This is a genomic window from Companilactobacillus nantensis DSM 16982, assembly GCF_001435815.1.
GTDB classification, from domain to species: domain Bacteria; phylum Bacillota; class Bacilli; order Lactobacillales; family Lactobacillaceae; genus Companilactobacillus; species Companilactobacillus nantensis.
Genome location: NZ_AZFV01000012.1, coordinates 53051 through 67440 on the forward strand (window position 1 = coordinate 53051; position 14390 = coordinate 67440).

The window sequence follows — 14390 nt, forward strand, 5'->3', positions numbered from 1 at the left end:
TTAAGGTGCCCTAACAAAAATGTAAAAATAGTAATTATTTTTTAAAAATATCAGAAATCGCTTACTTGCCCATTATAAAGGGAATATCAGCAATATTATGAGGTATACAATAAAAAAATTACCCCCTACTTAACTATTTTATTTAAAATAAATATGCTATATTAAAAACGTTAATGACGGGGTTTATCATTGATTTATATTATTTTACTAATGTTTAAATATACATGCGGTATATAAGTGCCTATTATCATAGGTTTCAAGCATTCTTATTAGGTACAACTAATTAAGTCAATCAAGCTCATCTATCTATGGGGGATTTTATGAAGAATAAACAACCAGAAACACGCATAAACGATGTCAAAGACCAAGAATACCTATCTACTAACTGGCTTACATCGGAGGTTCTAATCGGAATGTACTCAAGAGTCTTTACCAATGTACTCTTGTCCGACGACAAAATTTTTAAAGGACATTCCAAATAAGCTTGCTTATATAGAAGCAACTAGTTTAAATAGAAAAAAGTGGTGAATAATTTTGAACGATCTAAATTTTTTAAGACTTATCTTTGAATTGGGTGGTAGCTTTCAAAACGTGAATAACATTGACCTAGCAGTCAAAGCTGGCGTCAGCAAAGCCTCTATCTCTGATCGAACACAACATCTAGCAAAGTTAGGCTTGGTTAAATATACTAAATATTATGGGACAAAATTGACTAAAAAGGGATTAAACGCTGTTATACCACTAGTTCAACAGCATCGTTTGATTGAAACTTGGCTTTATGAGAAACTCGACATTCCATTGAGCGATATCTACGAAAAGGCCACCAAATTATCGGACCATCCTGATTTATTGTTAATTGATCGACTTAACATTTATATGGATTATCCTGAAACTTGCCCACATGGCAATATCATTCCAATCAACTGTACTATTCCTGAATTTACCAAAAGTTCACTGTTAGCCAATCAAGATATTTCCGAAACAACTTTCAAAATCATTAATTTTACTGAGGACAACTACCTCTTTAAAGTTTTAAATAATATCGACATTCACTTAGCTGACCAAATTAAGATCACTAATATCAACGGTTATGATCATTCAATGGTTGTTTTGAATTTACGCAACAATTTGAAACAAATTTTACCGAAGAATATTACTAAGATGATTCGCATCGAAAAAGTAACGGCATCAACTCTAGAAAAAAGTGTTTGAGGATACATGATTCATTAATCACGCATTGTCAAACGCTCTTTTACAAAATAAATAGGCTCCATTCAAATGGGAAAATCCCTTTGAATGGAGCCTATTATTTTACGTTTAATAATGATTTTAAAAAATTTCTACAAGCAAATGAATTATGAAAACCAGAAACAGTTAATTCTCGTTAATCGGACCAACAATTGTCGAAACAACTGCTTCTATAGAAGAAACAAGTGGACTGTCTGGTGTAATACCTGATTTGGCAAAGCGGTCTTCCCACCATTGACTACGAATCGTCTGAACCGTCTCAACTACGGACTGACCTTTCTTAGTCAAATTCAAAATTTTAGTTTTTCCGGCTCCATCAGTCTTGGTCAAGTACTGCAATTTTTCCATTTTATTGATTTCTCGTGTAGCTAATCCCTTGTCAATTACCAATGAACGTGCCACTTGGTTTTGGCTAATATTTTCATAGTCACTAACGGCTAATAAAATACAAGCTGCGGTCGGATTCAAGTTGATTTCGTTGAATTCTTCCCGTGTATCCTTGTAATATTGTCTATGTAAGATAGAAATATCTTGTGCTAAGTATCCAATATTTTTCATTTGCTTTCACTCCAATGAAAAGTTTTCTGTGTTGACAAATCAACACGAATGATTTAATTTAAGCTATAAATAAGTATGACACAAAAATAATAAAAGAGGCTAGAAACAATGACAGAACAACCAAATGGCGCTCAAGCATTGATTCAAACAATGATTAATCAAGGTGTTAAGTACGTTTTCGGACTACCTGGTGCTAAAATTGATCAACTTTTCGAATCGCTTGAACACAATGATAATCCTAAAACTCCCAAACTAATCGTGACTCGTCACGAACAAAATGCGGCTTTTATCGCTGCTGGTATTGGTCGTTTGACTGGTAAACCTGGTATCGTTGCTACAACTTCTGGACCTGGTGTTTCCAATCTAGCTACTGGTTTAATTACCGCTACTTCCGAAGGTGACCCCGTAATTGCACTTGGTGGTCAAGTTCCTCGAAACGATATTGCTAGATTAACCCATCAAAGCATCTCAAGTAAAGAGCTTTTAGCAGCTGCAACTAAAGATAGTGTCGAAGTTCAAGACGCTAACAACTTGTCTGAATCATTTGCAAACGCTTACCAAAATGCTATAGCACCTAAATCTGGGGCAACTTTTATTTCCATTCCCCAAGACGTTTTGAACGATAAAGTAAGCCGCAACACAATCAATGCTCTATCACCAATTCAACAAGGTGGTGCTGATCAAGAAACAGTTGCCAAAATCATCGAAAAAATCGAGCATGCTAAATTGCCAGTTATTTTAGCTGGTATGCGTTCATCAACAAACGAAGTAACTCACAAGATTCATAAATTTTTGCACAAGTTCTCTATTCCAGTTGTGGAAACTTTCCAAGGAGCCGGTGTTATCTCACGTGACCTTGAAAAGAACTATTACGGTCGTGTTGGCCTCTTTAGAAACCAAATCGGTGACACTATCTTAAAGGAAAGTGATTTGATCATTGCAGTCGGTTACGATCCTATTGAATATGAAGCTCGTAACTGGAACGTTGGTCGGACTGGCGAAATCATCAATCTTGATAGTATTGCTCCCGAAATTACCAACGATTATCAACCAGACTTAATCGTTCAAGCTGATATTGCTAAAACTTTGGACGAAGTTAGTGAAAATTTACCTGCCGACATCGACTTAGGTGACGACATGCACAAGCATCTAGCTGATCAACAAGAAAAATTCACTAAAAAAGATGCTATCCCTGAAAACCACTCCGATAAAGATGGAATTCATCCCCTAGCAATCATCCACGCTTTACAAAACCAAGTTAACGACGATACAACTGTTACCGTCGACGTTGGTTCCCTCTATATTTGGATGGCACGTCATTTCAGAAGTTATAAGCCAAGACACTTACTCTTCAGTAACGGTATGCAAACACTTGGTGTAGCGCTTCCTTGGGCTATTGCGGCCGCTTTGGAACGTCCAGAACAACCAATTGTTTCCGTTGCTGGTGATGGTGGCTTCCTCTTCTCTGGTCAAGAACTTGAGACAGCGGTTCGTTTACACCTCAACATCGTGCAATTGATTTGGGATGACGGTTATTATGACATGGTTCGTTTCCAAGAAATTGCTAAGTATGGTCATGAATCAGGTGTCGAATTAGGACCAGTTGACTTCGTGAAGTACGCTGAAAGTTTCGGTGCTACTGGTATGCGTGTTGAGAGAACTGAAGATTTGGAACCAATGCTTGCTAAAGCCTTTGCTACCAAGGGCCCAGTCATTGTTCACATCCCTGTTGACTACTCAGACAACATTAACCTTGCATCAAAACTTGTCGACGACGTATTGAACTAATTGGAAAGAGGCTAAAATATGGCAAATACAAAAACACTTTATCAACACGGAACTTTGGCATTACTTGTTCCTGGGCTTTTAGATGGAACAATTACGATGAAAGAGTTGCTTGAACATGGCGACACTGGTATCGGTACTGGCGAAGGCCTCGATGGTGAACTCATTATTTTAGATGGCGTTCCCTACCAAGTTGCTAGTGATGGCAAAGTTAATGTTGTCAAAGATGATTTCACATTACCATTTGCTAATAGTCATTTTGGAGAATATCGTAATTTGACCACCGTTGATGCCTTATCTCCTAAAGAATTGGAAACGAAAATTCTTGCCATGACTAGTAGCAACACGTTCTTCTCAATTAAAGTCCACGGTACATTCACTAATATGAAAACACGGGCTGTTAAGAAGTCGCACAAGCCCTACGCAACATTAGGTAAGACAGCTGAAGACCAAAGCATTTTCGTTCAAGAATCAGTTGAAGGAACTCTTTTAAGTTACTACTCACCAACCATTTTTGACGGTGCAGCCGTTGGCGGTTTCCATCACCATTTCTTATCCGATGCCCACGATTTCGGCGGTCATGTTTTAGGATTCGGTGGCGCTACTGGTTCAGTTATGATTCAACAATTCGATACTTTGGAACAACACTTACCTGTTAATAATCCAGATTATATGAACTTTGACTTTTCTGATTGGGATATCTTAAGTGATATCCATAAGGCTGAAAGTTAGGCATAAGAAAAGACGATTTCTCGTTTGAGAGGTCGTCTTTTTTGTTTCTAACTGAAATTAAAAAAATACTTTGAATATTAAATTGCTCTGATCAACATTTCACTGAACTTTTCTTAAGTCTGTATAATTGATTTTTCTCACCTGATAACTAGTCAATTCATTTTTTAATTGTTGAGCCTTATTTTCATCAAATAATACGATATCCAAAGTTTCATCATCAATGGTACTGATATATTTAATACCGTCTATTCTCTTTCCATTAATTGTCATATATTTAATCAAATCACTGATATATTCGGTGGGAACATATCCAATTTCCGATCTTTCGTTACTACTAAGTCGTCTCATTGAATCATCCAGTTTATTTAGAATTTCATAATTCATTAAATACTGTTCTTTATTATCAAATTGAAAAATACTAAGTTTACTAATTTGTGATAAATCTACCAATGTTAATTTACTTAATATTTTGAATTTTGCTACAGTACATACATCATTCAATGAGCTTTTTATTTCAGCAACTGCAACATCGTATCGCTCACATAAATACAGATAACCAATCCCAGAAGCATTTAATCTACCTGGACTTGCTACCCCCGAAGGTGCCGCTCCCATATGGTCACTAGATATTGGACTACCATCACCACTGATACGAGCTCGATAGAACTCACTTCCTTCTTTTAATTCAATCGTAGTTGCTTCAAAAAACCTCATTAAAATGCCTTCATTAGTCATAGTTGAATGGAAACGATTATTATACTTAATATCTTCTTCAAAATTCTCCCAAGTATCACCCTTAAAAATACCACTACTTTTCATTAACATTTCATTCAACAAGTATCTAGGTATGACTAAAGAATTAAACAACTCCTTATTCTCACTATATTTGCGAATCAGTAACTTTTTTAATAACTTTGAAATTTTATTACTAGATAAATTAAAAATATTAGTATTATTAAATAAATGATCAGCTAATTTATGTGACTCATCATCAAATTTCTCTAGCTCAGGAGACTTATCCAAATCATATACAACATAAAGGTTTAACAAGTCTTCAAAATCTGAAATAATATTTTCAGCATAGTTCTTATCAAAAATTGTTTTTTCAATATCTAATGTGCAAACGTTCTTAGAATGACAGAAATCACAGTTTCCGGATTCCGCAATATTTCTAATTCGGGCCTTAATATCCACATCGTTAAAACAGTTTTCACAACATTTCATCATTTTTCTAGAAACCTTCCCAAAATTTCAAAGTGATGTTTTAATGACAACTTTTTTAAATACCCTAATCCTGGATACTTATCCAAGTTATATAGCTGTTTAAATTCTTCTAGTGCTTCGGAATAATTTTTATCATTATCAAACGAAGGACTTGAAACAAAATCCACTAATTTTCCTAATGCCTCGTGTGCCTTTAATGCCGGATTATTTATATCATCATTGGTATCCGAAACAAAATGATGAATTCTTAAATCATCTTTGTCATCAAAATAAACTAAGTGGATCACTACAGCTTTTGCCGCAAAACCAGACGTCTGATATTCGTGACCAATAATAGAATAATCGCTAAACCCGTAAAATCCGTCTTGTTTGAAATATCGGTGTTCTGAAGAAAATAGTTCATCTTCTTTATTCAAATAATCCACATTTCGCTCTTGTTTCATGAATTGATCATGCATCTCAATTCTCTTTGAACAGCCATTTAAATTTCTTAAAGCGGAACGATTGCTGACTTCAACTATTGCATAGGTCTTGTCATCAACTAAAGAACTATCATCAAATTCTGATTTTTCACCTAAAATAATCATTCTATAAGAATTGGGATATTGATTTAAATTCCAATCACGGTTGTTATTAACAATTAAAGCAGGAATGAAATTATTATCTTTTTTCAACTCCTCAACTTCATTGTCGTCAAATTCATCGTAGCTAGTCACTTTAGGATTTTGAATAACTGCAACAAGTCTATTTTTTGAATTAAATTGCACAAGTAACTTTTTAAAAGTTGAAGATGGTGTTGTTGGTTCAATAATGGGCAGTATTTTATCACTGAGCTTTCCATCTTCTAGAAGTTCTCGTAAGGCCAATAGTTCATTTTGTTTACCTCTAAGTATCGGAAAATACATTATGAATCCCCCTTTATATATTTACTTTCCAAAAAATCATTTAACTCATTGTATTCTTTATTCTTATAATCAGAAAAATACACTAAAGACTTAATCTCCTTAGGTACATTCTTAAACTGCTTATAATTGGTTTCATCAATGGGGTTTCGTTTCTTTAGTTCTTTTAACATATACTCTTGAGATTTTTTTAAATTGATTCTTTCAAAAAGCTCAAAACATGCTTCATAGTATTTTGACTGTGTTGTTTCTGGAAGTATTCCATATTCAGACATCAGTATATTTTCAAATTCATATTTACGTAGCACATTAAACATAGTCCTACTATTCAATTTATCGTTAAACTCAACAGCTTCTTTTTCGACATGCAATGTATCGCGATTTGTCAGTAAAATTATTCCTGTGGGTGTTTTAGCCAACAACTCTTTGACTGCCGACAAATGACTGACATCTGTTACAACATTGCAATATGAAAACACCATATAATAAGCATTTAACTGATCTTGAAGTCTTAATAAATTATCCAAGCCAGTTTTTATTTCATAAACTTGGCCGATTCCATTTATTATTAACAAATCTAAAATGTTATTTAAAATAGGTAATTCTCGTATTGCAGTTGATGTTCTGACACTATGTCTGCCCAAAAGGATTTTATTTATCAATGTGTTCTTGTAAAAATATTCATTCCGATGATTCTTAGACATATATTTATACACTATTTTCAAAGCATCTAAATTGGTCGATACTTCATTTTTAGGCTCTATGACTGAACTGACGGTTCTTTTATAGATTCGATTATTTTGTTCACCAATTATTTTTTTCAAAGAATTAACAGTAAACATTTTATTAATCATATTCTCAGTTGTCATTGTCCATCACCTCTAATTACCACAATATTAATGAAAGTATACCATTTACCGATTCATCCTTTTAACAAAGTTTAAAAATGTATCAGGCGTCGTTAGTCCGTCAAATCTCGGATCATTCAAATATTCCTCATTACCCAAATTAGTTTGACAGTAGTTTCCATACTTCAAGACAGCCAACGGTTTCAATTGTTTCAAGGCATAGTTAACTGTTGTATGCGTTCCACCAGTCAAACCAGTTTCCACTACAATAACTCCATCCCCTAAACCACTTTGCCATTCATCTCGAGCAGCTAAATGTTGTGGAATCGTTTTGGTTCCTATTGGATATGTCGAAACTAATGCTCCTCCTTTTAATAAAATACTTTCAGACAATTCAGTATTCATTCGTGGATAGACTGGTTGATCTAATCCATGTGCTACTACGGCAATCGTTCTGGCAGCAGTTTGATGTGCATAAGCATCACAGCCTTGAGCTAGGCCACTAACTACTACGTAATCTTGTTTAGCAAACCATGTCGTCAATTCAATATCACGCTTGACGCCCAATTCAGTCGGCTTTCTTGTACCAATGATTGTAACTAAGCGCTCTGAATTTAATAAAGAAACGTCTCCTTTTACATATAAAATTGCTGGAAATTGGCGTAACTTCAATAGGCGTTGTGGATATTCAGGGTCTAAATAATTAACTATTTTTATTTTTAATTCTCGTGCTTTTTTTAGTTCAACTAAAACTTCCTGATAAACTTGTTTCCAAATAGCAGGTGAAATATTGTCCTCGGCAATTGCTTTTTTAACTATTGGTAATTTCAAATTATCCAAAAATTTACAATTATCCACTGCTTTATCGATTCTTCTAACCTGACGCATAATCTTTTGCACAGTTTGTCCACCGATTCCGCGAATCTTTAATAACATCATTATTAATACTGTCTTATTTTTTGTCATAGTTCAAAATACGCAAATTATTGCCCGCATTTATTTGAAAGCACAAAAAAAGGACCTGTAACAAAACTATTTTTACCTTAAATATGCAGCATAAACGTGGAACAAAACATAGCTTTTTCCGCTTAAAACAAATAGCTCCAGCAATCCAAAATCGGATTACTGGAGCTATTTGCCTTAATGCTCGAAAGCTGAACATGTTTTGTCCCACTCTCGTTGTTTTTAATATATTTAATTTTTAAATTCCATTGCTAGCACTAGCAAGTGCTTCTTCGTCTGAATCTTCAAATTTAACTGAAATCCAAACACTGGCAAGTATCATGGCGGAGCCAATAATAAAGCCAACAGAAATTTGCTCACCCAATAGTAACCAACCCAAGAATGAACCGACGATTGGTTGAATCAAATAGAACAATCCTGAAGAACTGGCACTAATAACTTTTAGACCTTTATTCCACATTACGTAAGCTACAGCGGTTGAAACACCGCCGATATATAGCAAACTGAAAATAACTTTTGGCTCTAAGAAGTTAATGCTTGTGAGTGATGACATGTCGCTCAAAATAAATGGTGTCAAGCAGACTACAGCTACTACAGTTGACATAATAGTAATTTGTAAAGAACTATACGTCTTTACTTTTTTAATCAAGACGGACATCAATGCCCATGTGATAGCAGTTAAGATTAGTAACAAAACGCCTAATACAACGTTAGTACCAGTCATCTTCAAGCCCACGATCATTACTACACCTAAGATAGCAATGAGGACTGAAAAAATCTTAACTTTATCAAGTGGTTCTTTCAAAATCAACCAACCAAAGATAATCATAAATGCTGGGATGGTTGATGTGATGACTGAACCGGTTTGGGCGTTGGACAAGCCAGTACCCATTTCCTGTGCTACTAGTGAAATCGTGTTACCAATTATTCCGATCCAAAAGATTAATTTCAAATCGGGCCAATTAATATGCCACTTTTCTCCTTTTATAACTGAGTATCCAATTAAAAATACTAGTGAGATCAAGTACTCCAACCAAACTAACTGGATGGGATGTACCTCATCAACAACAATTTTTACAACTACGAACATTGCCCCCCAAATAATAGCGGCGATGCTTAATTCAATGGATCCGAGAACCCTTTTAGACTTCATGAGTAATATTTCCTTTCGCTTTGATTTCATTTGAATTCATTGCTACGCTACCCTCGCGAATAGCCGAAATATTACTGCTGTCAATTAACGATAAATATTCACCTTCCTTATGGTTAACGTGACTAGTATAACAATGCTAGATATTAAAACAATGCTCTCAGAGTGTTAAGCGTTTTCAGTTCAAATGATAGCTAGTATTTTCATGTTTATTGATTAATTTTCCTTGATTACTTATATGCATTGATGGAGTGCCGTCTCCAGAACCGAGAAAAGTCTTTCTGTGAATCTAAATCTTTCAAAATTGGCTTTCCCCTAAAAGTCCTTCTACCATCCCTAACTTTCAGAAAACAAAAACACATAACAGAAATATAATGTTAATTTCTGTTATGTGCTTATTTATTTTCTATTAATTACCTATCGTAAACCAACTTATCTCACTACAGCACCAAGTCCATCATCTCAAGCCAGCTCATGACTAGATCAATCCAGCCTGCAGCTCGTCGATTGAGATATTTATTCTTGCCTGGTTTCTTAGTAACATACGTCGCCAATGCCAGTCCGTGAATGCCTGATTCATACATGTGCAATTCTGTCGGAACATTCAACTGGGCTAGTCTATTGGCATATGTCAGCGAGTTCGTGACATTGACTAACTCGTCCGTTCTCGTTAACCAAATAAATGTTGGTTTGGATTTTTTATTTAACAAATCTTGGGTTTTCCACAGAGTCTTATCTGGACTGATCTTTTTCAATGTTTGCTCATCTTCTGGAAAACTTCCTTTAACCGTCATATCTGTGACTGGATAACCCAAAATTGTTGCAGCATGTTGACCGCTATAACGGTCAATTTGATATTTTTCACGAAGTTTTTCATCCGTTCCAATACCGTTATATGCAGCCACAATATGACCACCTGCTGAAAATCCAGCAAGGATAATTTTGCTTTTGTCGATATGCATCGATTCTGGTAACTTAGTCAGCCAATCGATGGTCTTGGCCATTTCTTGCAATGCCAATGGATAAACTGGCTTCTTACCAATCAAGTTATATTCCAATACGACGACATGCATCGCAAAGGAACTGAATCGTAAAGCTAAGGGCTCTTCTTCGCGTTCTGAATGAAACGTAAAGCCGCCTCCTGGACAGATGACCACGACTGGATAATCGACTTTGCGTCCAAAGTCAGCTACTTGGTCTAGCCAATAACCTTTAACTTTAAATTGATGATCAGAGATATTTAAGTTGTATTCCTCAGTTTTCATAATAGATTCCCTCTTAAATTAGGCTACTTCAAGATTATTTAAATTCATCGGATTAGCTTTTTTAGCTAACATCTTATCGGTATAGCCGAAGAAATAAACTAGGACTACGGCTATCAACAACGTTGCATAATGCGAAATCAAGTATCCATAGAAGTTACTCCCAATTCCGACACCTGGAGTGATGAAAGCTGGGAATCCTATCAATGCACCAGATAAAGCGTAGTTATCGACTCTTAAGAATCCAGTCAAAGCTCCACCTAAAGCACTAGCGATACTTGCGACTACAAAGACACGTTTATATTTCAAGTTTACACCATAAAGGGCTGGTTCGGTAACCCCACAGAAAGCTGAGATAGCTGCTGCTAGAGACATTTCCTTTAGATGTTTATCTTTGGTCTTTAAGAAAACTGCTAGAACGGCTCCACCTTGGGCAACCATTGTAATAGAAAGAATTGAATTAATGTAACTGTGACCATTTGTAGCAATATCGTTAATAACAATTGGAATAAGTCCCCAGTGCAATCCGAAAATTACCATTGTTTGATAGACTCCACCGAGAATCAATCCGGATAATGTTGGGCTGAAGTTATAAATTGCTACTAGACCATTTGAAAGTCCTTTACTGATCATAGTAATAACTGGACCGACACCAATAATAACAATCAAACTCAAAATCAAAGCTTCTAAGATAGGTACAAAAACACTTCTAACGTACATAGGAATAATTTTCTTAAGGAATTTTTCAACATACTTTCCTAACCAAGCAGCTACGATAATTGGAAAAACAGATGATGTATAGGAAATTAAAGTTGTTGGAATACCTAAAAAGTTTGTGCTGGCAGTACTTGCTTTACTTGCTAAGGTAATTATTTGTGGATAAATCAAAATTCCACCGACTATCGCCAATACAATTGGATCAGAGCCTAATTTCTTGGCAGCTGTAAATCCTAATACGACTGGCAGGAAGTAAAATGTTGCATCACCTATAGCATTCAAAAGAACGTAAGTCCCACTGGTTGTTGATAAAACTTTGAAGCCAGTTAAGGCTGCTAAAATACCTTTCAAAATACCAGAACCAGCTAGAATTCCAATAATGGGAATCATTGAAGCTGTTAAAACACCGATAAAATTGCTGGCACCTTGTTTAACTTTAGGCCAAAATCCTTTAGCCGCGGCTTTAGTCGTTTCGTCGACTGCTTCGGCTGTTGCATCAGGATTAGTAAATTGTGAACCAATTTGGGCAATGACCGCATCATAAACGTCAGTCACAGCTTGACCAATCACAACTTGATATTGACCACCTGCTTTAGCAACTGAGATAACACCGTCCATGTTTTCAATCACAGCAGTATTAGCCTTCGACTCGTCTTTCAAATAAAAACGAAGTCGGGTAATACAGTGAATCAAACTATTAATATTCTCGGCGCCACCAACATTATCTACAATTGCAGCAGCTAATTGGTCATACTTACTGCCATTATGTTTAACTTGGGTAACAGTTGAGGTTGCCTTTATTTCAGCAACAGCGACTGTGGCACCAGCTTTAACCGTTTGTTCAACATTAGTTGTCATCAATTCATCCAAAACATCATTGCTATTAGTAATTGCTAAAATCACGGTTGTTTGTTTACCGGCAGCTTGAATAGCTGTTAAGTCCATCTTAACAACTGCTTCACCGGCCTTAACAATGTCACCTTGCTTAATACTGACCGAAAATGGTTTACCTGCTAATTCAACTGTATCAATTCCTAAGTGAACTAAGACATCAGCGCCTTCTTTAGTTTTAATACCGAAAGCGTGCTTAGTTTCAGAAACCAATGTCACAGTACCATCTACAGGAGCAACAATCTCACCAGAACTTGGTTCAATTGCAAAACCTTGGCCCATCAAACCTTGAGAAAAGACTGGATCTTGCACTTTGTCTAGCGTTAAAAATTTACCATCAGCTGGAGTAGCTAATGAAATCAATATTTGATTTTTCATAACGTTCATTCCCCTTTGTTAATGTGCACATATATGTGATTACGCTTACATTATATGTTTAAACATCTTTTAAGTCAATATTTGTTCGAACAAATTTAAAGGTGGAAATAATGTTCACAATCAGAAAAAGCCAGCTTAATAGTGGTAAATAAGGTCTTGAAATGTTTATCGGAGGACAATAGTTCAATAAAAATAAATTTCATTTATCACATTTATTTTTATTGATTATGCGAATAATCAGTCTTTAACACTATCTTCACAACTTATTGGAACAATCTAACAAGAGTTAAACGAACCAAATTGTCATTTGAGTCAATTGTGATTGGTAACGCTTTTTCCTTAAAATCGTACAAAAGTGATATCACTCATAGCCTATAACGCTTATAATAATTATTATATTTTGCATATTTTTGGGGGATCATCATGAGTCTTTTAGAACTAGAAAGGATTCTTTTAGGAATTGTTATCTTAACAATTCTCTTTTTCGTTATAACAATTGCCGTTACTTACTGGAATTCACGAAAATCCAGTAATAACTACCTAGAGAACAAAGAATTTAAACTGCGCTACTTTATTCAAAAACAAGTCGATTATCAAGACAAGACCATTGGCTACGAATGTTTATTACGTCAACAAAATGCCGATGGATCTTGGTCACTACCTGATAATTTGGATTCTTTACCATTACAACGAGTTGTTTTCCTACTGGAAGACACTTTCAAATCATTACCTGCTGAACCGATCACTTTATCTATCAATTTGGAGTATAACCAAATTATTAGTCCGGAATTTCAATATTTTGTTCGTTGGGCTATTTCTAAAATAGAACCAATGAACTTATCGATTGAATACACACCAGGGAAAAACAACCATTTTAAAAATCGCTACTTATTTGAAAAACGGATTCGTGAAGCTCAAAACTACAACATGCAGTTTGGTATCGATAACGTGGGTTCCAATCTACAAAACTTAAAGGAAATCGAATGGATGTTACCTTTTGTCGACAACCTCAAATGTTCCATGCGTGACTTTCGAAAAGACGATCCGAACGTCTGGCTTGATTTGAACTTACAATCTTGGAATCGAATCTCTCAAGAAAACAATATTAATTTAATCTTGATGGGTATCGAAAATGAGGATGACGAAGCCTTAGCTGAACAATTAAATATCAAAACACGGCAAGGTTACCTCTTTGGACATCCCGAAAATCCTGAAAGAACTGAAAAACAATGAAAGAAAAAAATCAACAACAACTATATACGGATAAATATTTTGAATCCGGTCACATATTACTTAAAATCAGACAAACCATCGTGGCAATTATTGGCTGGTTTGCAGTCATTATTCCTATCGTTATAACGGTCACTTCCTTCTGGGCAAGTTTCAATCCCAAAATTCCACACATTTGGTCCTTCAGTGAAGGTATTTATGAAATCAAATTTATCGGCATCATCCTTGTTTTCGCCTGGGTTATGACGGTAATTTTTTCAACTGGAATGACTATCATTCAAAACCGCAAACGAGCTCGCGTCGTTGAACAATGGCCAACTTTCAATCCGATTGACCAAAAGAAACGAAAGCAAACTATCGATGATTTCATTGATCAACGTTTTGGCGACCAAGAGTTTCGTGAGAATGTTCGTAGCTATGACGTGCAACCCGAACAAAACTTGGAAACACACGAGATTCAAAAATTATATGCTAAAAAAGATTTAGACGAGGTAGATTAGAA

At 35.4% G+C, this 14390-nt stretch carries 14 protein-coding genes; 6 read left to right on the forward strand and 8 right to left on the reverse strand.

Features of this window, described 5'->3' with window-relative positions; all coding sequences use genetic code 11:
* Window positions 1–320: 320 nt before the first annotated feature.
* Window positions 321–482, forward strand: coding sequence for a hypothetical protein (locus FD31_RS14105; RefSeq protein ID WP_157049150.1), 162 nt, complete (start codon window positions 321–323; stop codon window positions 480–482).
* A 109-nt stretch (window positions 483–591) separates the two neighbouring features.
* Window positions 592–1212, forward strand: a complete 621-nt coding sequence (locus FD31_RS06740) for a metal-dependent transcriptional regulator (RefSeq protein ID WP_147007312.1) — start codon at window positions 592–594, stop codon at window positions 1210–1212.
* Window positions 1213–1374: 162 nt separating this feature from the next.
* On the opposite strand, the gene FD31_RS06745 is transcribed toward FD31_RS06740, so the two are convergent.
* Window positions 1375–1806 carry a MarR family winged helix-turn-helix transcriptional regulator gene (locus FD31_RS06745; protein WP_057892004.1) on the reverse strand — a complete coding sequence of 144 codons (432 nt, stop codon included), beginning with the start codon at window positions 1804–1806 and terminating at the stop codon, window positions 1375–1377.
* A gap of 108 nt (window positions 1807–1914) precedes the next feature.
* Between FD31_RS06745 and alsS the strand changes: the two genes are divergently transcribed.
* The gene (alsS, locus tag FD31_RS06750) at window positions 1915–3594 is read left to right on the forward strand and encodes an acetolactate synthase AlsS (protein ID WP_057892005.1); all 1680 of its coding nucleotides are present in this window, start codon (window positions 1915–1917) and stop codon (window positions 3592–3594) included.
* 18 nt (window positions 3595–3612) lie between these two features.
* Window positions 3613–4323 (forward strand): acetolactate decarboxylase, encoded by a 711-nt coding sequence (gene budA, locus FD31_RS06755; protein ID WP_057892006.1) that lies wholly within the window; start codon window positions 3613–3615, stop codon window positions 4321–4323.
* 99 nt (window positions 4324–4422) lie between these two features.
* On the opposite strand, the gene FD31_RS06760 is transcribed toward budA, so the two are convergent.
* The 7 genes from FD31_RS06760 to FD31_RS06790 all read right to left on the reverse strand — a co-directional run bounded on the left by FD31_RS06760 (window position 4423) and on the right by FD31_RS06790 (window position 12667).
* Window positions 4423–5550: an RES family NAD+ phosphorylase gene (locus tag FD31_RS06760; protein ID WP_057892007.1), complete on the reverse strand. Its 1128-nt coding sequence runs from the start codon at window positions 5548–5550 to the stop codon at window positions 4423–4425.
* Complete coding sequence (locus FD31_RS06765; protein ID WP_057892008.1) at window positions 5547–6452, reverse strand: sce7725 family protein; 906 nt, start codon at window positions 6450–6452, stop codon at window positions 5547–5549. The genes FD31_RS06760 and FD31_RS06765 overlap by 4 nt, the downstream gene beginning before the upstream one ends.
* Complete coding sequence (locus tag FD31_RS06770) at window positions 6452–7318, reverse strand: sce7726 family protein (protein WP_057892009.1); 867 nt, start codon at window positions 7316–7318, stop codon at window positions 6452–6454. The genes FD31_RS06765 and FD31_RS06770 overlap by 1 nt, the downstream gene beginning before the upstream one ends.
* 45 nt (window positions 7319–7363) lie before the next feature.
* Window positions 7364–8236: a DNA-processing protein DprA gene (locus tag FD31_RS06775; protein ID WP_057892010.1), complete on the reverse strand. Its 873-nt coding sequence runs from the start codon at window positions 8234–8236 to the stop codon at window positions 7364–7366.
* A 262-nt stretch (window positions 8237–8498) separates the two neighbouring features.
* A complete protein-coding gene (locus FD31_RS06780; RefSeq protein WP_057892011.1) occupies window positions 8499–9413 on the reverse strand; it encodes a DMT family transporter in 915 nt (304 codons plus the stop codon).
* Window positions 9414–9850: 437 nt separating this feature from the next.
* Complete coding sequence (locus FD31_RS06785) at window positions 9851–10675, reverse strand: alpha/beta hydrolase (protein ID WP_057892012.1); 825 nt, start codon at window positions 10673–10675, stop codon at window positions 9851–9853.
* A gap of 18 nt (window positions 10676–10693) precedes the next feature.
* Window positions 10694–12667: a PTS sugar transporter subunit IIABC gene (locus FD31_RS06790; RefSeq protein ID WP_164480489.1), complete on the reverse strand. Its 1974-nt coding sequence runs from the start codon at window positions 12665–12667 to the stop codon at window positions 10694–10696.
* A gap of 414 nt (window positions 12668–13081) precedes the next feature.
* On the opposite strand from FD31_RS06790, the gene FD31_RS06795 reads away from it, so the two are divergent.
* Both FD31_RS06795 and FD31_RS06800 read left to right on the forward strand, forming a co-directional pair.
* Window positions 13082–13891, forward strand: coding sequence for an EAL domain-containing protein (locus tag FD31_RS06795; RefSeq protein WP_057892014.1), 810 nt, complete (start codon window positions 13082–13084; stop codon window positions 13889–13891).
* The gene (locus tag FD31_RS06800; RefSeq protein ID WP_057892015.1) at window positions 13888–14388 is read left to right on the forward strand and encodes a hypothetical protein; all 501 of its coding nucleotides are present in this window, start codon (window positions 13888–13890) and stop codon (window positions 14386–14388) included. Before FD31_RS06795 ends, FD31_RS06800 begins: the two co-directional genes overlap by 4 nt.
* Window positions 14389–14390 lie beyond the last annotated feature (2 nt).

What these genes read in the sequence shown, in the direction of transcription:
- FD31_RS14105 (WP_157049150.1), top strand. Translation starts at nt 321, where the DNA reads ATGAAGAATAAACAACCAGAAACACGCATAAACGATGTCAAAGACCAA.
- FD31_RS06745 (WP_057892004.1), bottom strand. Translation starts at nt 1,806, where the DNA reads ATGAAAAATATTGGATACTTAGCACAAGATATTTCTATCTTACATAGA.
- alsS (WP_057892005.1), top strand. Translation starts at nt 1,915, where the DNA reads ATGACAGAACAACCAAATGGCGCTCAAGCATTGATTCAAACAATGATT.
- budA (WP_057892006.1), top strand. Translation starts at nt 3,613, where the DNA reads ATGGCAAATACAAAAACACTTTATCAACACGGAACTTTGGCATTACTT.
- FD31_RS06760 (WP_057892007.1), bottom strand. Translation starts at nt 5,550, where the DNA reads ATGATGAAATGTTGTGAAAACTGTTTTAACGATGTGGATATTAAGGCC.
- FD31_RS06765 (WP_057892008.1), bottom strand. Translation starts at nt 6,452, where the DNA reads ATGTATTTTCCGATACTTAGAGGTAAACAAAATGAACTATTGGCCTTA.
- FD31_RS06770 (WP_057892009.1), bottom strand. Translation starts at nt 7,318, where the DNA reads ATGACAACTGAGAATATGATTAATAAAATGTTTACTGTTAATTCTTTG.
- FD31_RS06775 (WP_057892010.1), bottom strand. Translation starts at nt 8,236, where the DNA reads ATGATGTTATTAAAGATTCGCGGAATCGGTGGACAAACTGTGCAAAAG.
- FD31_RS06780 (WP_057892011.1), bottom strand. Translation starts at nt 9,413, where the DNA reads ATGAAGTCTAAAAGGGTTCTCGGATCCATTGAATTAAGCATCGCCGCT.
- FD31_RS06785 (WP_057892012.1), bottom strand. Translation starts at nt 10,675, where the DNA reads ATGAAAACTGAGGAATACAACTTAAATATCTCTGATCATCAATTTAAA.
- FD31_RS06790 (WP_164480489.1), bottom strand. Translation starts at nt 12,667, where the DNA reads ATGAACGTTATGAAAAATCAAATATTGATTTCATTAGCTACTCCAGCT.
- FD31_RS06795 (WP_057892014.1), top strand. Translation starts at nt 13,082, where the DNA reads ATGAGTCTTTTAGAACTAGAAAGGATTCTTTTAGGAATTGTTATCTTA.
- FD31_RS06800 (WP_057892015.1), top strand. Translation starts at nt 13,888, where the DNA reads ATGAAAGAAAAAAATCAACAACAACTATATACGGATAAATATTTTGAA.